Source organism: Rhodococcus sp. KRD175, from assembly GCF_017168275.1.
Taxonomy (GTDB): domain Bacteria; phylum Actinomycetota; class Actinomycetes; order Mycobacteriales; family Mycobacteriaceae; genus Rhodococcoides; species Rhodococcoides fascians.
Genome location: NZ_JABFAQ010000014.1, coordinates 55,470 through 75,156, shown reverse-complemented (window position 1 = coordinate 75,156; position 19,687 = coordinate 55,470). Strand labels below are relative to the sequence as shown.

The 19,687-nt window shown below is 59.4% G+C and carries 15 protein-coding genes and 1 pseudogene; 3 read left to right on the top strand and 13 right to left on the bottom strand.

Annotation, left to right across the window (positions count from 1 at the left end; genetic code table 11):
• Positions 1–26: 26 nt before the first annotated feature.
• From J1M81_RS26900 to J1M81_RS20115, 3 genes and pseudogenes are all read left to right on the top strand, one after another.
• Positions 27–584 (top strand): annotated as a pseudogene (locus J1M81_RS26900) (DapH/DapD/GlmU-related protein); the annotation flags it as partial.
• Positions 584–1,447 (top strand): glycosyltransferase family 2 protein, encoded by an 864-nt coding sequence (locus J1M81_RS27040; protein ID WP_374223903.1) that lies wholly within the window; start codon positions 584–586, stop codon positions 1,445–1,447. The pseudogene J1M81_RS26900 and the gene J1M81_RS27040, both read left to right, overlap by 1 nt.
• Positions 1,448–1,532: 85 nt before the next feature.
• Positions 1,533–2,789, top strand: coding sequence for a lipopolysaccharide biosynthesis protein (locus J1M81_RS20115; RefSeq protein WP_206498691.1), 1,257 nt, complete (start codon positions 1,533–1,535; stop codon positions 2,787–2,789).
• Between the two features lie 14 nt (positions 2,790–2,803).
• On the opposite strand, the gene J1M81_RS20110 is transcribed toward J1M81_RS20115, so the two are convergent.
• From J1M81_RS20110 to J1M81_RS20050, 13 genes are all read right to left on the bottom strand, one after another.
• Positions 2,804–3,916, bottom strand: a complete 1,113-nt coding sequence (locus J1M81_RS20110; RefSeq protein WP_206498690.1) for a glycosyltransferase — start codon at positions 3,914–3,916, stop codon at positions 2,804–2,806.
• Positions 3,913–4,452: a WcaF family extracellular polysaccharide biosynthesis acetyltransferase gene (locus tag J1M81_RS20105; protein ID WP_206498689.1), complete on the bottom strand. Its 540-nt coding sequence runs from the start codon at positions 4,450–4,452 to the stop codon at positions 3,913–3,915. Before J1M81_RS20105 ends, J1M81_RS20110 begins: the two co-directional genes overlap by 4 nt.
• 19 nt (positions 4,453–4,471) lie before the next feature.
• A complete protein-coding gene (locus tag J1M81_RS20100) occupies positions 4,472–5,773 on the bottom strand; it encodes a glycosyltransferase family 4 protein (RefSeq protein WP_206498688.1) in 1,302 nt (433 codons plus the stop codon).
• A 141-nt stretch (positions 5,774–5,914) separates the two neighbouring features.
• Positions 5,915–6,910 carry a GDP-L-fucose synthase gene (locus J1M81_RS20095; protein ID WP_206498687.1) on the bottom strand — a complete coding sequence of 332 codons (996 nt, stop codon included), beginning with the start codon at positions 6,908–6,910 and terminating at the stop codon, positions 5,915–5,917.
• Positions 6,907–7,929, bottom strand: coding sequence for a GDP-mannose 4,6-dehydratase (gene gmd, locus J1M81_RS20090; protein ID WP_032392192.1), 1,023 nt, complete (start codon positions 7,927–7,929; stop codon positions 6,907–6,909). The genes J1M81_RS20095 and gmd overlap by 4 nt, the downstream gene beginning before the upstream one ends.
• A gap of 53 nt (positions 7,930–7,982) precedes the next feature.
• Complete coding sequence (locus J1M81_RS20085) at positions 7,983–9,491, bottom strand: sugar transferase (RefSeq protein ID WP_206498686.1); 1,509 nt, start codon at positions 9,489–9,491, stop codon at positions 7,983–7,985.
• Positions 9,492–9,982: 491 nt separating this feature from the next.
• Positions 9,983–11,302: a UDP-glucose/GDP-mannose dehydrogenase family protein gene (locus tag J1M81_RS20080; RefSeq protein ID WP_206498685.1), complete on the bottom strand. Its 1,320-nt coding sequence runs from the start codon at positions 11,300–11,302 to the stop codon at positions 9,983–9,985.
• A gap of 201 nt (positions 11,303–11,503) precedes the next feature.
• Entirely contained in the window at positions 11,504–12,970 is a 1,467-nt protein-coding gene (locus J1M81_RS20075) for a sugar transferase (protein ID WP_308051293.1), read from the bottom strand.
• Positions 12,971–13,379: 409 nt separating this feature from the next.
• Positions 13,380–13,517, bottom strand: coding sequence for a hypothetical protein (locus tag J1M81_RS20070; RefSeq protein ID WP_206498684.1), 138 nt, complete (start codon positions 13,515–13,517; stop codon positions 13,380–13,382).
• Positions 13,518–13,736: 219 nt separating this feature from the next.
• Complete coding sequence (locus tag J1M81_RS20065; RefSeq protein WP_206498683.1) at positions 13,737–14,708, bottom strand: hypothetical protein; 972 nt, start codon at positions 14,706–14,708, stop codon at positions 13,737–13,739.
• Positions 14,709–15,249: 541 nt separating this feature from the next.
• Positions 15,250–15,741 carry a flavin reductase family protein gene (locus J1M81_RS20060; RefSeq protein WP_027495391.1) on the bottom strand — a complete coding sequence of 164 codons (492 nt, stop codon included), beginning with the start codon at positions 15,739–15,741 and terminating at the stop codon, positions 15,250–15,252.
• Positions 15,742–15,911: 170 nt separating this feature from the next.
• On the bottom strand, positions 15,912–18,152 hold the full coding sequence (locus J1M81_RS20055) for a VanW family protein (protein WP_206498682.1): 2,241 nt from the start codon (positions 18,150–18,152) through the stop codon (positions 15,912–15,914).
• A 228-nt stretch (positions 18,153–18,380) separates the two neighbouring features.
• Positions 18,381–19,685 carry a helix-turn-helix domain-containing protein gene (locus tag J1M81_RS20050; protein WP_052068732.1) on the bottom strand — a complete coding sequence of 435 codons (1,305 nt, stop codon included), beginning with the start codon at positions 19,683–19,685 and terminating at the stop codon, positions 18,381–18,383.
• Between the last annotated feature and the right edge of the window lie 2 nt (positions 19,686–19,687).

The window sequence follows — 19,687 nt, the reverse complement described above, 5'->3', positions numbered from 1 at the left end:
AAAAACTGCGAGCGAGGAAATGAGATATGAGATCTGCAATACATTTGGCCAAGACCCGACTTAAATCAGCTCTCATTAACCGTCACGGGCTCGAACTTGGACGACGGGTATCGTTCAATGGGCTACCCAGGGTGAACCGATCCGAGGGGTCGGTGATCAAACTCGGAGACCGGGTGGTCCTTAACTCGAAGTGGAACTCCAATGACATCTCATGCGAGAACCCCGTAACACTTATCACATTGGAGAAAAACGCACGCATTTCAATAGGAGTAGACACTGGCGTGTCATCGACCGTAATCTCAGCGCGCATGTCTGTGTCCATTGGCGACCGCGTCTTAATCGGGGCCGGTTGTTTGATCACGGACTCGGACCACCACCCAACCGAGATCGATCCGGTAACGGCGAGACGGTACGGGTCCGTGAGGCCGGCGGACTCGAGGCCTATTCTGATTGAGGACGACGTCTTTATCGGCACGCGCACTACTATTTTGAAGGGCGTTACAATCGGAAAGGGTGCCATAATTGGAGCAGGCTCCGTCGTTACCAAGGATCAACCTCCAATGACGATCTGCGCCGGCAATCCATGCGTGCCGTTACGTGCCGTTCGAAACGAAGCCACGTGATGAAGATCGCCATTGCAATGGCCTGCAGAAACCGAGCCGCGCAGTCTGAAGCCATAGCTCGGTCGCTTCTTGAACAACAAGACGATTCCACAAGCATCAAGATATTTGCGGTGGACGACGGTTCTTCCGATGACACATCTCATCGTTTAGGGCAAGCAGGCGCAACTGTCATCCCCGGAAACGGAGAACTATACTGGGCAGGCGGCATGCGGCTCGCCCACAGTCGAGCGATGCGAGAAAGCCCAGATATAATCGTGTGGGTCAATGACGATGTAAAGCTTAATTCAGATGCTATATCTACACTTGTACAAGGCATAAGTGAGTGCGCGGGTTCTGGCACGATTCTTGTCGGGGCTGTAGTTGGGCCAGAAGGCGAAATCACCTACGGTGGCCGACTGCAGGCGCGGTCGAATCCGTTGTCGTTTAGACTAGCAAGTTCCGACCTGCTTGGCCGCGCGGTGGATACCTTCAATGCCAACTTTGTCGCAATCCCTCGACCTGTTTTTCAACAAATTGAGTTTCCACCAAAGTATCGACATGGATATGCAGACCTGGTCTACGGTCTACTAGCAAGGCGAGCCGGATTCAACGTCCAAATGTTAAGCCGGCCAATTGGCCAGGACTCACGGAACCCAGCGACGGGATCTATGTTCGACAGGAGCGTCCCACTTAGAGCGCGGATAGATTTTGCGCTCTCGCCTTTTGGCATTCCGCTGCGAGACCATTGGCGTTTCTCTCGAGTTTGTGCAAACTACGCGGCACCCGTCTGGTTTGTTTACTCGTACGTTCGAGTACTTTTACCGAAATCAAACAATGAGACATAGACGTCATCCGACACACGACGTACCGAGCCGGGAGATATTGTCGAAAGCACGAGCAAAACTGACAACCGGCGTCGCCGGTGCCGGAATGGCAAGGATGCTTGTCCTGCTCAGCTCGCTGTTCTTTACCGCAATCTCTTCTCGCCTAATATTTCAGCATTATGGTCCGGCCACATTTGCCGTTGTATCGATCTTCGCAACGCTGCAGCTAATGATACCTTTCGCCGACCTGGGCCTGGGTGCAGTCGTTATGAATAGGGTCGCTCGCTTAGTTGACGAGCCCGGACGTTCCGGGTTGCGAATACTGGTGCAAAGAGTTCTGAAAGCACAACTGGCGGTGGCACTAATCGGAACTTTATGCGTAGCAATCGTTACGCTGTCTGGTCTAACGGGCGTAGCCCTTCATAGCAATGGTAAAATTCTACCCGCTGCGATGGGCGCCCTCGCGATTCTCTTAATATTTATGAATGTTCCAGTTTCCATTGGAAATCGTCTTTTAATCGGCGCGGGTAAGACTCATCGGTCAGTTCTCTGTTCGGTATTTGGGCCACCCCTGGTCTTCCTTATGACGACATGCGCCACCAATTTGCATGTTGACGGAAGTGTTTTATACGCGGCGTGGCCGTTGTCTTCGTTGCTGGTACAGACATACGTTTTCAGGGCCGGCTTTCAAGTGGTGAAGTTGCCTATAGGCCACACGCTTGCGGGGATATACCGTGTGAAAGTCAGAGACAAGTTAGATCCAATCTTCTCTACATCCGCGTCAATGCTAGCGATCTCTGTTGCCTCACCCATTTCGTACAACTCCGCACGAGTAGTCCTCGGCATCTTTGCGCCTGCAACTTCGCTTGCCACATATTCTGTCGGCGCTCAAGCCTTCAGTCCTCTGCTAAGCCTGATAAACACGGCCGCAACCCCTCTTTGGCCAGTATTTTCCCGCCAGCCATCCAACTCAAAGCTTTTAATCTCTTACACCAAGAAGTTTGCCGCTTTGGGTTTGATCGCCGCCCTTATTGTCTTAACGCTTGGTCCAGTTTACGGATGGTTCATAACCGGCGACGTCAAGTACGTACCGTGGTCTGTATGGATCGCATTTAGCGTTTTGCTTTTTGTTAATTCAGCTGCTGTACCGTCTATGATGAGATTGAACGATGGGCCTGATATAAGATTTCAAGCCTATACGGCCATGCTGTCTTGTATTGCGAACATACCGCTTGCGATCGTGCTTTCCATCCACTACGGAGCGATCGGGCCAATTGCCGGCAGCATCGTATGTTTATCGTTACTTCAGGTGCTACCGATGTTTGTCTGGCAGTACCGAAATCGCAGCTCGGAAAAGAACTGAATCAAACATAAAGACTAGCAATTCTTGTACACTGACTCTAGCCTCTTAACCACTGCGGCAATATCGAACTCTTTACAAATCATGTCAACGGCGTTGCGTGACATTGACGCCCTCAGCACCTTGTCTTCTATCAATCTCCTAACAGCAGTAATAAGCTCCTCTACAGACTCGTCGGTGACAATTCCTGAGTTATGCTTGCTCACTAATTCAGCTAGACCGCAACTTTTGGTAATTACTGCCGGTATTCCTAAGGATTGCGCTTCGATGACTGACATAGGGTACGGCTCGTCGACTGATGGCAACACGTATATAGAGCTCTTTGACATCCGCTGTAAAACCATTTCCGGCTCAATAGGTCCCTCGATTTGTATATGCGCTGCCATTTGTGACGATTCGATTCTTCTATGAATCTGACTTAGCTCGCCTTCATCGGGCCCGACGATAGAGAATCTCACATTGCCATGATTGGCAAGGATAGCAATTGCCATATCTACAAATTGAGTCGGCCGCTTTCTCGCATGGAGCCTTCCCAGAAAGAGCACATCTATCGGTTCACGTTCCGGACGATCAAGTCCATGCCTTATTTGGATTCCATTTGTCAATTTTGTTTGTTTAACGTCATCGCCAGCAACTTTCCGAATGTCCGCTCTCTCTGTCTCTGTGAGATAAAGAGTCATTGATGCTTTGTTCAGGACCTTACGTGTCAGGAGCGCGTCAAGCGGTTTGGCAGTTCTTCTATCCGACTTTGTAACCATCCCGTGAGATTGAACCACCACCGGGACGCCCCTTAAACACGCAAGGGCCGCGGCCGGAAGCACTACCAGATCGCGAGCTAGGTGTACGTGAATCACATCGTAGTTCTGTGCGTGCAAGAAGACCCATGCCCACAACCCGGGACCTGCTAAAGCTGCGAACCCAGCGGTCGGCATTACGGAATGCACCCGGAAAAGCTTCAGGGGTACATTTTCCTTATGTTTGGGCGTTTCTGTGTATCCACGAGTCCCCGCCGCGATGTCAACAGTGTGACCTCGTCGTATTAGCTCCGCCGATTGGTTGAGCGCAACCCGCACTGGCCCACCGTATTCACCGCCGGGCGATATTAGCGTGACAATGTGCAAAATTCTCATTCGGTAATGACACTTTCCCGAATGCTGGGTTGCGGTCGGACCCGATAAGAATTCGGTACGTCCCTTGTTACCAGCGAATTGCATCCCACTAGCGCATCGTTGCCAATCGTCACACCTCTTAAGACAGTCGAACGAGCAGCAATCCAGGTTCTGTCACCAATTTTGATCGGAGCGTTGTCGAACTCGAATGTTTCGGATTCATAATCGTGACTGCCGGTGCATATCAGTACATCCTGCGATATGCATGTGTCGTGCCCAATCGATACTGATTCCAAGTTTAGGATCCACGCCTTCTCCCCAATCCAACTGTTGTCACCGACTTCCAGCTTCCACGGCCAGTGGATCTTTACCTGGGGCTTGATAACGACGCCACCGCCGATTTGTGCACCAAACAGACGCAGAATTGCGGAACGAGCCGAGTTCGGACACCACCACCGCATGAAGACGGTTCCTGATACAAACAGCCAAGCAATTTGCCAGATAACGCCGCGTCCCTTGTCGTAGTTCGACCCGGTAAATTTCGCAAGATTGCGCATATCTCACCCTTTCATCGAGTTACTGCTTAGTCTTCTTAAACCAGGAGCGCGAAGTCCGCCTTTTTTCAGGACCCTGTCTCACTAATTGGTCGACCCATAGCTCAAATTCATCGATTGCCGTTGACTGTCCAAGGCATGCCTCGGTATGTCTAAGACCCGCCTGTCCAAGCGTCTCGCAAAGTGCCGGGTCGTTCGTTAGGTTAATTACCGCGTTGACAAGCACATGCGGATTGCCAGCGTCAACAGTCACACCCGCGCGGGCTTCTCGTACGACCGAAGTCGTCACACTGTCCGGATCGCTCACCGACAGTATCGGTTTCCCAGTCGCGAAATACGTCGTCAATTTGCTTGGAACTGCCATCTCCGAAATGCCCGGCTTTTCGTGAACGAGAAGTATGTCCGCGGCAGCGAGCACTTCCATGAACTGGTCGCCGGGAAGGGATCGGATGAACTGAACCGTGGTGATCCCTCTGGCATCGGCCAGTAAGAGTTCCTTCTGATTTCCGTCGCCCACTAGACAAAATCGTACATTCAGGCCATCGCGTTCTGCGATGCGCGCGGCAGCGATTACATTGTCCAAACCTTGCTTTACACCCATGTTTCCAGCGTGCACGACAATGGTCTCATCAGGCCGCCAACCCATCGATTCTCTAACGGTCACCCTGTCCGACTGTTTGGCCCTCATCACATGTGACCAATTTGGTAGCACTTTGATACCCTCGCCTGCGATATCGAGCTTTTTTACTAGGTAGCTCTTAAATCGTTCATGGATCACGGCAGTTGCGTCAGCGCCCGCAATGACTCCAGATTCAAGTCTACGGACTAGCTTCGTAGCTCTGGTGCCCATGAGCCCTGTCTCTTCAACACCAAGGCTGTAGATATCCTGCACCCAAACAGCGGTGACCGGCCTGCGGAGAAACAGTCGCGATCTGAGGAGTGCCATTCCAGTCGACACCAGAGCGGGTGAAACCGCGAGAACCATGTCCGGCTTTCCCCAGCCAACTGCAGACGAAAAAGCGCCAAAAGCAATTTCAAGAATCAATCGCGATTTGGCACCGTTATTTCCAATTAAGATTGGCCGAACCCTCGTAATTTTGACGCCATTTAGCACCTCTCTCGAGAAGCACTTACTCCTGTACTCAGACGCTATTTTCCACTCAGGGTAGTGCGGCATTGCCGTCACTACACTAACTTTGTGCCCGCGGGCCGAGAGCTCCTCCGCCAGATTTGTAACGTATGGCGCTATGCCTGTCTTTTCTGGGAAGTAGTTTATTGCGAGCAGTGTGATTCGGCGAGGCACGTTCATTTCATTCTTCTTCATGTAGTAGCTACCGCAGCTAGCCTTCCGACCGAAAGACCCTGACAACATCACAACTTCGTCTACGCCTGCGCCACCTGCCAAACTCTTCTAAGTTTCAGCTTAGTTGCAAGCAGCCTCGTACCGCGACAGCAGCAACTAGTGTCAAGTCCTTACCGAGTCGACGTGCTTTCGGTACCACTCGACCGTCGACTCGATCCCTGCCGCCAGGTCGATCTGCGGCTTCCATCCGGCGTTGCGAAGCTTATTGACGTCCAGCAGTTTCTGCGGTGTTCCGTCCGGCTTTGAGGTGTCCCACTCGGTCTCACCTTTGAAGTCGACGGCGGCCGCAACGATACCTGCAATTTCCTTGATCGTGGCATCTTCACCAGTGCCGACGTTGACCTGGTCAGGGCCGTCAAAGTTCTCGAGCAAGTGAAGGCACGCAGCTGCCATATCGTCGACATGCAAGAACTCGCGACGAGGAGAGCCACTACCCCAGTTGGTCACTGTGTCGACACCATCTCGGCGGGCCTCGTCGTAACGGCGAATGAGCGCGGGCAGGACGTGCGAGCCCTCAGGGGAGAAGTTGTCACCCGGGCCGTACAGGTTGGTCGGCATGGCCGAGATCCACGGAAGACCGTACTGCTTACGTACCGATTGGATCTGCAGGATGCCGGCGATCTTCGCGATGGCATAGGCATCGTTGGTCGGCTCAAGATGACCGGTGAGGAGGTACTCCTCCTTGATCGGCTGCGGAGCCAACTTCGGATAGATGCACGACGATCCGAGGAACAACACACGCTGGACGTTCTGCGCCAAGGCTGCGTCCAGCACGTTTACCTGGATACGGAGATTGTCCGAGAGGAAATCGACCGGATACGTGCTGTTAGCTAAAATTCCGCCTACCTTGGCGGCCGCCAACACAACTGTCTTCGGCTTGGTCTCCTTGAAGAACTCGAAGACTGCGTCACGGTCTTTCAGATCCAACTCGGAGGATGTGCGTCCGATCAGGTTCGTGAAGCCGCGGGCTTTGAGCTGACGCCAGATCGCCGATCCCACGAGCCCGCGGTGGCCGGCAACGTAGAACGACGCATCACGATCGAGCGGACCAGGCGTGTAGTCGGATGCCCTCGACGCACCCGTCTCAGCGGCGCTCATGCCCAGTCCGGCAATGCAGGGCGGTCGATCCACGGGCGGCCCTCGTGCTCTAGCGCCGCGATATCCGCGTCGACCATAATCTTCGCGAGTTCCGGTGTGTGGACAGTTGCCTTCCAACCGAGCTTTGCTTCGGCTTTGCTGGCGTCACCGATGAGAGCGTCCACCTCCGTGGGACGCAGATAGCGCTCGTCGAATTTGACGTGCTTCTCCCAGTCCAAGCCGGCTCGCTCGAAAGCGACGACGAGGAAGTCTTTTACCGAGAAGTTGCCGCCGGTAGCCAACACGAAGTCGTCCGGCTCATCGACCTGCAGCATCCGCCACATGCCCTCGACGTACTCCGGCGCGTAACCCCAGTCGCGGATAGCGTCGAGATTGCCCATGTACACGTTCTCTTCGATGCCGGCTTTGATGCGGGCAACTGCCCGGGTGATCTTGCGGGTCACGAATGTCTCGCCACGACGGGGAGATTCGTGGTTGAACAGGATGCCGTTTACGGCGAAGATGCCATACGCCTCACGGTAGTTCTTGGTGACCCAGTAGGCGTAGACCTTGGCTGCGCCGTACGGCGAGCGGGGGTAGAAGGGAGTTTCTTCGTTCTGCGGGGGCGGAGTTGCGCCGAACATCTCGGAGCTCGACGCCTGATAGAACCGGCATTGCAAGCCAGCGAGGCGAACAGCCTCGAGCAGGCGAATGGAGCCGACGCCGGTGGTGTTGCCGGTGTGCTCGGGTTCATCGAAACTGACGCGAACATGCGACTGTGCACCGAGGTTGTAGACCTCGTCCGGTTGGATTTCTGTGAGCAAGGTGACCAGGCGGGCACCGTCACTGAGGTCGCCATAGTGCAAGAACAGCTTGGCGTCCTTGTCATGTGGATCCTGGTACAGGTGATCGATGCGCGAGGTGTTGAAGGTGGACGACCGTCGGATGAGGCCATGCACCTCGTATCCCTTGCTCAGCAACAGTTCCGCCAGGTAGGAGCCGTCTTGGCCAGTGATACCCGTAATTAGCGCGCGCTTCATATATTCATTCCCCTCAAGCCCAGCATTCGGTCCAGTTGCATTGCGCCATAGCTCTAGTAAGCCCCATCGCTACCAGCCACAGCTTTCATAGTTTTTGCGATAATCAGTAGGTCGCCCACCATCGACCAATTCTCGACGTATGAAAGATCAAGGCGCACAGTCTCTTCCCACGACAGGTCTGATCTTCCGCTGACCTGCCACAGACCGGTGACGCCGGGCTTGACCAGCAAGCGACGACGAACGTCACCGTTGTAGGTTTCCACCTCGCGGCGTAGTGGCGGCCTCGGACCAACGACGCTCATCTCGCGCCTGAGCACGTTGATGAATTGGGGTAGCTCATCGAGGCTGAAGCGACGCAAGATCTTGCCGACTGGTGTTACCCGCGGATCGTCACGCATCTTGAACAGCACCCCGCCTGCGCCCTCGTTGCGGTCGAGAAGGTGCGCAACCTGCTGGTCCGCATCCACGGTCATGCTGCGGAATTTGATCATCGAGAACGGTTTGCCGTCGATACCCATCCGCTCCGACTTGTAGAACACCGGTCCACGACTGGTGACCTTCACAGCAACCGCTACTGCGAGTAGCACCGGCGAGATCAACACCAGAACCAGCGCCGCAAACGTCAGATCGAAGGCGACCTTGCTGAATCGCGTCGCGCCGTTGTATTGGGGCTTCTCGACGTGGATCAACGGGAATCCTGCGACGGGCCGCATCACCAAACGTGGGCCAGCCACGTCGACGACGCCAGGCGCAACCACAAGGTCGACGTCCTTCTTCTCCAGGTCCCAGATCATCTTGCGAATGCCCTTGTGGCCTAGGTGTTCGGTTGCGGTGACTGCGACGGTGTCGGCACCGCACTCGTCGATTGCAGAGAGGACGTCTCGCTCACTACCGAGTACCGGAATGTCGGCACCCTCGACGTGAACGATTCCATCACTCGGCGCCTCGTAGCCTGGCATGCACATACCCACCACCGCATAGCCAGCGGATGGTGAGCGCTCGAAGGACTCTGCCATCGACACCGCGGCTGCGCGGCTTCCGACGATCAGAACCGATGTCTTGTACTTGTCCTCGGTACGGAGTCGAGTAACTACTTGACGCCCCAGCCAGCGACTGACGAGCAACGCCATCAACCCGACTGGCAGGGCGATGGCGAGATACAGACGTGCAAAGTCGATACGAAACAACAGTGAGACGATGGCGATGACACCGAAGAGCCGGAATGTGGCCGAGACGATGCGGCGGTACTCCTCGGCACCGTTGCCGATGACCCGCGTCGAGCGGGTTCGGAAGATGGCAAGAAACGCGATCCAGACGCTCGCCACCGCGACGGACACGCCTGTGTAGATCACCGAGTTGGTCAGTCCGGTGGTTTCGACCCCTCCGAAGCGAACGATCTGAGCGAGGGCAACGGACAAGACCACTGCGAGCACGTCCGTTACCCGAAGGCGGGCGATGTACTGGCGTTGCCACACATGCCTGGACGTGAGCTTGCGAGTTTTCAACTCCCCGGACCGCGAGGATCCCCAGAGTGAGCGTGGTGCCGCCCCGACAGATGCCACCTGCTCCCCTCCTTCTGCGCTTCTGCGATCACCATGGTGGTCGCTGGTCTGTAAATCGAAACCAATCTGCAATGCGACTGGTCTCGAATTGGAATGTTCCCACGCTGCTATCCGAAGCACCACGGGAGCGGCGCAGATCACAGATGAATAACAGCTGCTGCTTGGTTTACCACACCTACGCTGACTAGGCGAAACGGACGACAGGGGCTTCCTAGGAGTTACCGCCCCGAGGTCCAAAAACGTTACACACGAGCTTCATCTGCTCAATCTCGTGATAATTCACAGCGCTCCGTGCTGTTTATCGTGGGGGCCAACCTCCGATAGGCGAGCTTGCGCCACAGAACGAACCTCGACACTTGTTCACGCGTGCAACAACAGGCGAGTCGACTTTTATTAAGTGTCAGTTAATTCAGATTACAGATACACGTCGATTAGGGAGCGACCAATTCATTCCATCGAATGAATTGTGCCCTTGACTTGTTTGTCAGTGCTCACGGACGCCCTAGGCCTCGGTAATTCCACCCCGCCGCCCGCCACTGCTCCGGGTCCAAGCAGTTACGGCCATCGATCAGCTTCTTGCTGCGCACCACGCCGTCCAGGTCGCTGGGCACCAGAGCCTTGAACTCTTTCCACTCCGTCAGCACCAGCACCACGTCGGCACCCTCGCAGGCTTCCAGAGCGGTGTTGTTGTAGGTCAGCGTGGGGAACAGCGCCCGGGAGTTCTCCATCGCCTTCGGGTCGTACACGTTGACCGTTGCACCCTGGAGCTGGATCTGACCTGCCACGTTCAGAGCCGGTGAATCACGAACGTCGTCGGAGTCGGGCTTGAAGGCCGCGCCGAGCACAGCCACCCGGGCACCGAGTAGCGAGCCGCACGCCTCACGTGCCAACTCGACCATGCGGGTGCGTCGCCGCATGTTGATGTTGTCGACCTCGCGGAGGAACGTCAGCGCCTGATCGGCACCGAGCTCGCCGGCCCTGGCCATGAACGCCCGGATGTCCTTGGGCAGACAGCCACCACCGAAGCCGATGCCGGCGTTCAGGAACTTGCGACCGATGCGCTCGTCGTGTCCGATGGCGTCGGCAAGGACGGTGACGTCGGCCCCGGCCGCCTCGCACACCTCTGCGATGGCGTTGATGAACGAAATCTTGGTGGCCAGGAACGCATTGGCCGAGGCTTTGACCAGCTCGGCCGTGGCCAGATCCGTCACCAAGAACGGGATCTGCTCGTCGAGCAGCTGGGCGTAGACCTCGCGGGCCAGCTCTTCAGCGCGGCCCGGCCGCTCACGGTCGACACCCAAAACCAGTCGGTCGGGATGCAGGGTGTCTTTGACGGCGTAGCCCTCGCGCAGGAACTCCGGGTTCCAGGCAACCTCGACGCCATCGCCGGCTGGAGACAGTTCACGAGCAATACGGCCGAGCCGCTCGGCGGTGCCCACTGGAACGGTCGATTTACCGAAGATCACAGCCGGCTTGGTGAGCAGCGGCGCGAGCGTCTCGATAACCGAGTCGACGAACTTCATGTCGGCCGCGAACTCACCCTTTTTTTGGGGAGTGCCGACTCCGAGAAAATGAACCTCTGCGAAGTCCGCGGCTTCCTGGTAGGACGCGGTGAAGCGCAAGCGTCCGGCTGCGATGTTGCGTTGCAGCACCTCTTCGAGACCGGGCTCCCAGAACGGAACCTCTCCGGCCTCGAGCTTCGCAAGCTTGGCCGGGTCCACGTCGACGCCCAGTACCTCGTGGCCGAGTTCGGCCATGCAGGCGGCGTGCGTGGCACCGAGGTAGCCGGTACCGAAGACTGTGATTCGCATTCTGCTCGTTCCCCGTCGATTGCGCTGCTGAGCGATGTTCGGTCGAGACACAGTCTCGAGATCATGAGGGCCACCGATCCGGTCACGCCCGCACCTGCGAATACTAAACACACTTCGGGCCGCCGCGGTACTCGAGCGCCCGCTCTGAACGGGCGGTTACGCATAGGAGAACAACCAGGGCGGATCGGCGTCGAACGGGCTTCAGTACGCGCCTTCACTCTTGGCGACCGCAACCGCTGTCTTCGCGATGATGAGCAAATCGCCTGTCATGGACCAGTTCTCGACGTACGAGAGATCCAGACGCACGCTCTCTTCCCACGACAGATCAGATCGGCCACTCACCTGCCAAAGGCCGGTGATGCCCGGCTTCACCAGCAATCGTCGCCGCACTTCGCCGTCGTAGGTTTCGACTTCTCTGCGCAGCGGCGGACGCGGACCCACCACACTCATCTCGCGGGTGAGGACGTTGACGAACTGCGGAAGCTCGTCGAGGCTGTATTTGCGCATCACCTTGCCGACGGATGTGACGCGGGGGTCGTCACGCATCTTGAACAGCACTCCCGCACCCTCGTTGAGTGCAGCGAGATCCTGCACCCGTTTGTCTGCGTCCTGCACCATGCTGCGGAACTTGATCATCTGGAACGGCTTGCCGTCCATACCCATTCGCTCGGACCTGTAGAAAATCGAGCCCTTGCTGGTGAACTTGATGATCACGGCGAGGGTGAGCAGAATCGGCGAGATCAACAGCAACACCGACGCGGCGAAGACGAGGTCGAAGGCCGTCTTCCCGAATTTCTTGGCCCCGTTGTACTGCGGCTTCTCGACGTGGATGAGCGGGAAGTCCGAGACCGGCCGCATCACCAGGCGCGGGCCGGCGACGTCCATGACGCCGGGAGAGACGACGAGATCGACCTTCTTCTTCTCGAGGTCCCACACCATCTTTCGGAGCCCGTGATGGCCGATGTGCTCGGTTGCCGTCACTGCGACGGTGTCTGCGCCGGAGACTTCGATGGCCTCGACGACACTGTGCTCGTCCCCCAGCACCGGAATGTCGATGCCGTCGATCGTGAAGGACGCGGCGCTGCTGGGCTCGTAGTTGGGCAGGCAGATTCCGACCACGCTGTACCCGGCTCCGGGAGAACGCTCGAACGACCTCGCCATCGACAACGCCGAACTCTTGCTTCCGACGATGAGCACCGCCGTCTGATACTCACCGCGCGCACGCTTGCGAGCGACCACCTTGCGCCATCCCCATCGACTCAGTAGCAACCCGATCAGACCGACGGGAAATGCGATGGCGAGATACAGACGCGCGATGTCGAAGCGCAACAGCAGAGACAGAATTGCCACGGTGCCGAAGAGGCGGAACGTGGCTGAGACGATGCGTCGATACTCTTCCGAGCCGTTGCCGATGACCCGAGGGGAACGGGTGCGGAAGATGGCGAGGAACGTCGGCCACAGCACGGCGAGGGCACCCGATACGCCGATGTAGCCGGCAATCGACCATGGATTGCGAAAGTCGATCTCACCGAAACGAATGATCTGCGCAACCGTCACGGCGAGGAGGACCACCAGCGTGTCGGTGATGCGCAGTCCATCGATGTAGTGCGACTCCCACTCACGACGCGAGGTCACCTTGCGCAACCGCCGAGCGTCGCGTCGAGACACGACTGATCCCAGCGCGCCCGAGCCGCTGATCGCCAACTGATTCCCCTATGCATCCGCTGTATCGCGCCCTGCGCGATCGACACGACTGCGTGCCACCCCACGGAGCAGACTAGCTGGTCCTACTTGCTTTGTCCTGATGAAGATCGGCAGGTAGACGCAGGTCGTTACATGTTTTTGCGGGATTGCCTCGACGTGTCCGCTACGTTGCAAACGGCTCTCGGCACTCCCCCTCGGGAGGTTCCCGCCCATTCATTAGCTCCGAATCGTCAGATCGAAGTCAAGGGTTGTCGGTCGAACGTCGGACCGATACCGAGGTGCTAGCGTGTGGCGACTTCGGGGGGAGCGTTGTGAGTCTGAAAATGCGTCTACTGCGCGTCGCGGCGTTACTGGGACTGTTCTTGGCGGTCGGCTACCTGCTGCCCAAGCTCGGCCCACAAGCACCGAATTCGTACCAGGGCGTCACCGCGCCGACGTCGGAGGCAGCCACAACGCTGCCGCCGACGGGAACCACGACTGCCTCGAAGCCTCCGCCAGGATTTCCATCCATGGAATTTGCTCCCCCGGAGAACGACGTTCCGGACGGCGACCCGATCCCCATCGACACCAAATACGGCATCCGCTACACAGTGCCGGGAGACTGGCAGTTTCAGCGGGGTGGGGTTATGGGGAGCCCCTGGCGACGCTCCCCCAGCCCTGGCGACGCTTCCCCCGGCCCTGGCGCAAACGCGCGCGCGTTTGTCAGATGCGCGCGGCTTTTGCGGAATAGTTAGGCGATTTCGCGCGCGTTCGGCAAATGCGTGCGCGTTTGCTCCCGACTCGATGTAATTCGCACGCTCCCTCGCGGTGCCGGCAGGGCAGCGGCCCGTTCTACAGCTCGGGCAACGCGCGCCACCAACTCTGCTGGATTCGCCAGGTCCGCCCAGGTCCAGCGCACCACCGGATAGCCGAGATCGCGCACCGCGTCCTCCCGTACCTTCTCCCTGAACACCACGTCGCCGGGGTTCTCATCCTGTCGCAAGTATTTGGTGTACTTGGCTTTACCGTCGAACTCGCATACGACGAGGCCATTGACCATCCAATCGATCCGTGCCACCGATCGCCCACTTGGATCCAGGATCTCCACCTGAGACTCGACGTCGAATCCAGCCTCGCGCAATATGATTCGACTCTGCGATTCCCCGGGGTTTCCACTGCGCCCGTCCATGAGGTTCACCGCTCGTCGCGCCTGCGCCACACCTTTCCAGCCCCGAGCCCGCTGCAACTCCGCGTCGAGCTCCCTCTCGTCACAGCACTTCAACGCCACGTCACCTGCGATTACCGCAGACAGCAGCGTCTCGGTTCGAGCAAGGTCGACCACTGTCCGAGCCAGCGAGGTCACCGAGACTCCGTCGACCGTCACGCTCGATAAGGACGGTGCACAGTGCAGGGTCACAGTCGTATTCGTACGACCGCCGCCGCGGCGGTGTCGGGTGATGTGAACCTTGTCCAATCCGCCAGTGGGTAAGGGTAATCCGTGCAGTAGTGCAGCCGAACGGTGACTGACGACGTAACCACCGGACAAGATCGGCAAAATCGCATCGATCAACAGTCTGTGCCGCTCCTGTTCTGTCAGCCCGGCCAATCTCGACGACGGAACGTAGACGCCATTCACAAAACGCTCCCAGCCACCCCGCTCATACATTGCGCGCAACTCGTGATCGGCGCTCCCGTCTGCCAGCGCCTCGGAGCGTCGAATCATTCGGTCGTCCTTCATGCTCCGAGTCTCGGCCATGCGTCGACGGAGTCGAGCTCGAAAGCTGACGACTGTGCACAACTCCCGGCTTGTGGATGAATACAGGTACCGGCGTACCAGTTCGCCTAGCTGTCAGTCCCGCAAACGCGCGCGCACTTGTCAGATGCGCGCAGAATCGTCGACTATTCGGCCACTATTTCACGCGCGTTCAGCACGTGCGCGCGCGTTTGCGAGGCAGACGGAGCCGAAACAGGTGGACGAGCAAACGAGGCCGCACCGAGCGAAGCGCAGCTGCACCACCAGGAGAACCGGCTCGGCAAAGCGTCGCTGGCAGACTTCACGAGACCGATCCGACAAACGCGCGCGCACTTGTCAGATGCGCGCAGAATTGCCCACGATTGGGCCACTATTTCGCGCGCGTTCAGCAAGTGCGCGCGCGTTTGCGAAAATCGGCGGGCGAACCGAACAGGCCGAAGGTGGGCGGACAGGGCCGAACCGGTGGGCGGGCCGAACAGGCTGAAGGGGGCCGAACCAAGTCGAACAGCGGTTACTGCTGAAGTTTGCGGAACTTGCTGCCGTGGAAGACGATTGGATTGACTTCACTCTGTACTTCGAGGGAATGGATGCGTAGCAACACTATTGCGTGATCGCCCGCTGGAATTTGTTGCTCGACGGTGGTGTCGAGCCAGGCGGTGGCACCGACGATGAAGGCCGCGCCTCCGTCGGTGACGGTGAGGTCGAGACCGGCGAAGCGGTCACCGGTTTTCGCAGCCAGAGTGCGGACGGCATCGTTGTGCGCTTCCCCGAGCACGCTGACGCCGATGTTCGGCGCAACTTCCAGCTTCGGCCACGTGGTCGACGTGTTCTGGATGCACACCGCTACCAACGGCGGATCGATCGACACCGACACGAAGCTACTGGCCGCCAAGCCCACCAGGACACCGTCGATTTTCGCAGCGATCGCCACGACGCCGCTGGGGAACTGCGCGTACGCCTCACGAAGTGTCTGTTGATCGAGGACGGTGCGTGTGAGCGTCATGGAGGATGCTCCCTTTCGATCGTGCGGTGCCGAGCGCACCTCTACTGTTGCAACCTCGTCGCGGCGGCATTCGTTCCGGGCATACGTCTACATCCAGCAAACACCCGATCGAGCGTCGACGCCACAGTCCGAATCCGCGTGATTCGAAGTGACACGTCGAGCACAGGACGTCACTCGTCGTCGTTCGGGCGCGGGGGGTCGTCGGGTTCGGGGGCCGGAGCCGGACGATCGGGCTGGACGCACTTGACGATCGGGATGGGGTCGTATTTCACGGTTCTGGTGTTGCGCGAGATCTCCCTGCCCGACGCGGCGTCGCTGATCACCCGGGTGTCACTGGCGGTGAATCCCGGTCCCCCGCCGGATGCGACGCAGCCGGCACCGGCCGGCAATGTCACGGTGTTCGGCGAGGTGGGCCGCGTCCGGGGCCCGGTGATCGATTCGACGTCGACGGTTTTGGTGCCCCACAGCCGGACGGTGACGCTGGACGAATCCGCGAACGACTCGATCACCACGCCGGTGTCGTTGGGGTTGGTGAACTTCAGGTCAATGGCACCTTCGAAGACCGTCGCTTCCCGGGCCTCGGGGTATCGACTGATGTAGTAGCTGTGCTCGGTGTGGTCGGTGTCTTCCATACCCGCGAAGTACGACGCGTTGTACAGCGTCGTCGCGAATTGGCTGATGCCGCCGCCGACGGCACGATCGGGTCGACCGTTGTCGATGATTCCCGATTCGACGAAGCCCTGAGCGGTCCCGCGCGGACCGGTGTACCCGTTGAGCGAGAACGTCTCCTTCGGCTTGACCAGCGCGCCGTTGACGATCTGCGCGGTGAGCCCGATGTTCACGCCCGACGCGTACTCGAAACCTCCGGTCGTGTACTCCGCGACCACCTCTCGCACGCCGAGATTCTCTGCCGCCTCGGTGGTGAGGGCAGGCGGCGCCGGTTCGTAGACGGCCTCGGTCGAGCGCGGACCGTCCGCAGCCAGCAGGGCGGGAAGCTGCTCGAGGGTCTTGTTCCACTCGACCAGCTCACCCATCACTCCGGGAACGACGGTGGGAGCTCCGCCGGAGAACGTGAACGACGCGTCCTTGGGCGGAACTTCGGTGCGGACCAGTTGCGGAGCAAGAATGCCGGTGGCGATACCGGTGTCGTAGATCGGCGTGAGGCCACCCTGCCCGTCCGGGTCGAAGCGCAGCACCTCACCCACACGGTCCACCGGCAACGTTGCATCGACGTTCTGTCGGCCTTCGATGACCACCGGCTCAGAGACCGCGGGGACCGCGACGTTCGACAGAGCCTGATCGACCGCATCCTGCGTCACGGTGACAGGGGTGGATTCGTAGACGACCTCGGTCGCACCCGTCGACCACTCGGTCTGCAGATTTCGACGCGTCCCATCGGCGTCCAGAACTCGCCCGGCCAACGGTTCGACGGCTACCGGGGAGGCACCTTCGAAGACGACGTCGCCTTCGACGGGCGCACGGTCCGTCTCCGCTCGCAGGCCGTCCACGGCGACCGAGAGTGCCTGCTCGTCGGTGGTCGAGACAACGCCGATCTCCCGGCTTCCGAACAGCGACGTCAGACGCGTGATCGGGTTGATGGGCTGAGTACCTGCGCGATCGAGCGTCGCGTTCCAATCGACTCCCAGCCCGGCCGCGGCAGGCAACACCTCGACCTGCCGGTCGTCGATGCCCACCTGAATCGGCTCCTCCGCCCGAGGTCCCAATTCGGCACGCAGTACGGCCTCGGCGTCGGAATGACTCTTGCCGCCCACCTCGATACCGGCGACGGTCACACCGCGCGGAACCCGATCGCTGGAGGCAATCCAGTCCGCCGCGTACAGCAACCCGAGGACGGCAACCACCGCGCCGGTACCGATGGCAATCTTCTTCCACGGCGGCGTGGACCCGGATCCGTCGTGCTCCGCCGAACCGTTCTCAGGGGGAGTAGAGGGAGGTTCGGCCGGTGGCTGAGGTTGCCCGGCGTCAGAAGAGGACGGTAGAACAACGGGCTGCGCCACCGTCGGCGATTCGTCTGCCACCGGTGCGGGCTGCGCGTTCGCGCCGGGTGCAGCAGACTCGGCCTCGCCGATCTGGTCGACGTCCGGATCACCGGCGGTATCGAGGTCGGCAACCGGCTCGGATCGGTCGCCCTCGGCGGTGCCATCGGGTTCGGTTCCCTCGGCCAGCGTCGGCTCGGCATCGTTCGCATCGGATTCGTTCGCGTCGGATTCGTTCGCGTCGGATTCCGTGGTTTCCTGGCCCTCGGGTACCGGCTGCTCTGCGTGCTTCGGCGCCTCGGCGTCGTCGCGGATGGCCCCGAACACCTCGGTCGGCGTGTCGTACGGCGGTACGTCGGGGCGTGGCTCGGCACCCTTCGGCGCGTCACCCGACCTACTGTTGCCCTCGCTCACATTCGACCCTTCCAGGACCGTCGATTCATATTCCGGCCTGCTGCGCGGCGTACCCCGCGGACGAGCTTACGCAAACCGCACAGCACCGCTCGTTCCGAGACCCTCGCGTGCGCCGTACGCAAAAGGCCCCGTACTGCTGCCGGGTCGGGGGTCAGGCAGCAGTACGGAGCCACACGGAATATATGCAGACTTCAACCACTCGTTACAGCGAGTTCGGAATTGCCATCGTCATTTCATTCGATTGAATGAACCGTGGGTCGTCGAACCGTCGTCCTGCTCCACGGCCCGCGCCCAATGTCCCGTCCTGACCAGCGCAAGAGTGAGCAGGAGCCGGTCGCGTGCATCCGTCAAGTCACGCTCGGTCAATTCCTCGATCCGACGCACCCTGTAGATGACGGTGTTGCGATGGCAGTAGAGCGCCTTCGCAGCGTTGGTGGGCGAACCGTCCGAAGCGAGCATGTGCGCCAACGTGTCGAGCAACGTTTCTCGGTGCGGCTCCGGATGCGTGAACAGAGCGCCGAGCGCATGGCGAACCAACAGTTCCGACGACTGATCGTCGGCGGCCATGATCACCCTCGGCAGTCGGTCCGTCGCCAACGCGACGCCACTGTCTTCGGTGATGGTCTCGGCCGTCAGTGCCGCCAGGCGATACGCTGCCGCGAACGACGCCACGCCCTCGGGCGAATGCGCGACACCGACGGGGCCGACCGCCCGCGCGGCAAGGGCGTCGATGACCGATCTCCACGATCCGGTCCCGAGTGCCACGAGCGCGAATTGGTGCCCGTCCCGGGTATTCCAGTGGGACACTGCGCCGATCTGGTCCATCGCGTCCTCGGGCGCGGGGAGCGGAGGCGACCCCTGATCGTCGAGCGGGCCGACCACGCAGGCGATCTGCTGTGAAGCCGAAAGACCGAGGGTCGCGCGGGCCTCGATCACGAAAGCCGGATCACCGCCTCGGCCCGACCGGAGACCGTCCAAGATCACCAGCACATTGGCGAGATCACGCTGCTGCATACGCGCGCTCTCCTGGCGGTACGCCTCGACGAGAGTTTCGTACTGACTGTCCAGCGCTCTCCACAACTGCTGGCCGGCGACGAGCAGGAGATGCTCGTCGATCACGGATCTGCATTGTTCACGCTCGAGCATCAACTCTTCCCACAGCGTCCGACTTCCGAGCGTGTACGCCTTCAGCACCAACTCCATCGGAATGCCTTGGCGTGCACGCTCTCTCCCGGTGCGACGCCATACCTCTCGGGCGTTGTCGCCCGCGGCCGCAAGACCGGACAGCGTGCGTAGGCCCTGGCTGATATGCGCGCGAGTACTGCGACGAATTTCGCCGGCAATGTCAGGAGTGGAGCTTGCCAGGTACGCGGGTTCCTGCTCTATCAGCGCCAGCGTGATCGAGTCGGCAATCGCATCCGCCCGCGGCAACAGCGCGGCCCACGCACCGCGAATCTTCTCCTGGTCGGAGGGCTTCACCGCGCCGCGCGCAGCGGATCGCGACGTAGCGCGCCGCACTCCGGGAGAAGCCATCC

Coding starts and splice junctions, on each gene's coding strand:
- J1M81_RS20115 (WP_206498691.1), top strand. CDS start 1,533: ATGGCAAGGATGCTTGTCCTGCTCAGCTCGCTGTTCTTTACCGCAATC.
- J1M81_RS20110 (WP_206498690.1), bottom strand. CDS start 3,916: ATGAGAATTTTGCACATTGTCACGCTAATATCGCCCGGCGGTGAATAC.
- J1M81_RS20070 (WP_206498684.1), bottom strand. CDS start 13,517: ATGGATGGAAATCCTGGCGGAGGCTTCGAGGCAGTCGTGGTTCCCGTC.
- J1M81_RS20105 (WP_206498689.1), bottom strand. CDS start 4,452: ATGCGCAATCTTGCGAAATTTACCGGGTCGAACTACGACAAGGGACGC.
- gmd (WP_032392192.1), bottom strand. CDS start 7,929: ATGAAGCGCGCGCTAATTACGGGTATCACTGGCCAAGACGGCTCCTAC.
- J1M81_RS20050 (WP_052068732.1), bottom strand. CDS start 19,685: ATGGCTTCTCCCGGAGTGCGGCGCGCTACGTCGCGATCCGCTGCGCGC.
- J1M81_RS27040 (WP_374223903.1), top strand. CDS start 584: ATGCGTGCCGTTACGTGCCGTTCGAAACGAAGCCACGTGATGAAGATC.
- J1M81_RS20060 (WP_027495391.1), bottom strand. CDS start 15,741: ATGACGCTCACACGCACCGTCCTCGATCAACAGACACTTCGTGAGGCG.
- J1M81_RS20065 (WP_206498683.1), bottom strand. CDS start 14,708: ATGATTCGACGCTCCGAGGCGCTGGCAGACGGGAGCGCCGATCACGAG.
- J1M81_RS20100 (WP_206498688.1), bottom strand. CDS start 5,773: ATGAAGAAGAATGAAATGAACGTGCCTCGCCGAATCACACTGCTCGCA.
- J1M81_RS20080 (WP_206498685.1), bottom strand. CDS start 11,302: ATGCGAATCACAGTCTTCGGTACCGGCTACCTCGGTGCCACGCACGCC.
- J1M81_RS20095 (WP_206498687.1), bottom strand. CDS start 6,910: ATGAGCGCCGCTGAGACGGGTGCGTCGAGGGCATCCGACTACACGCCT.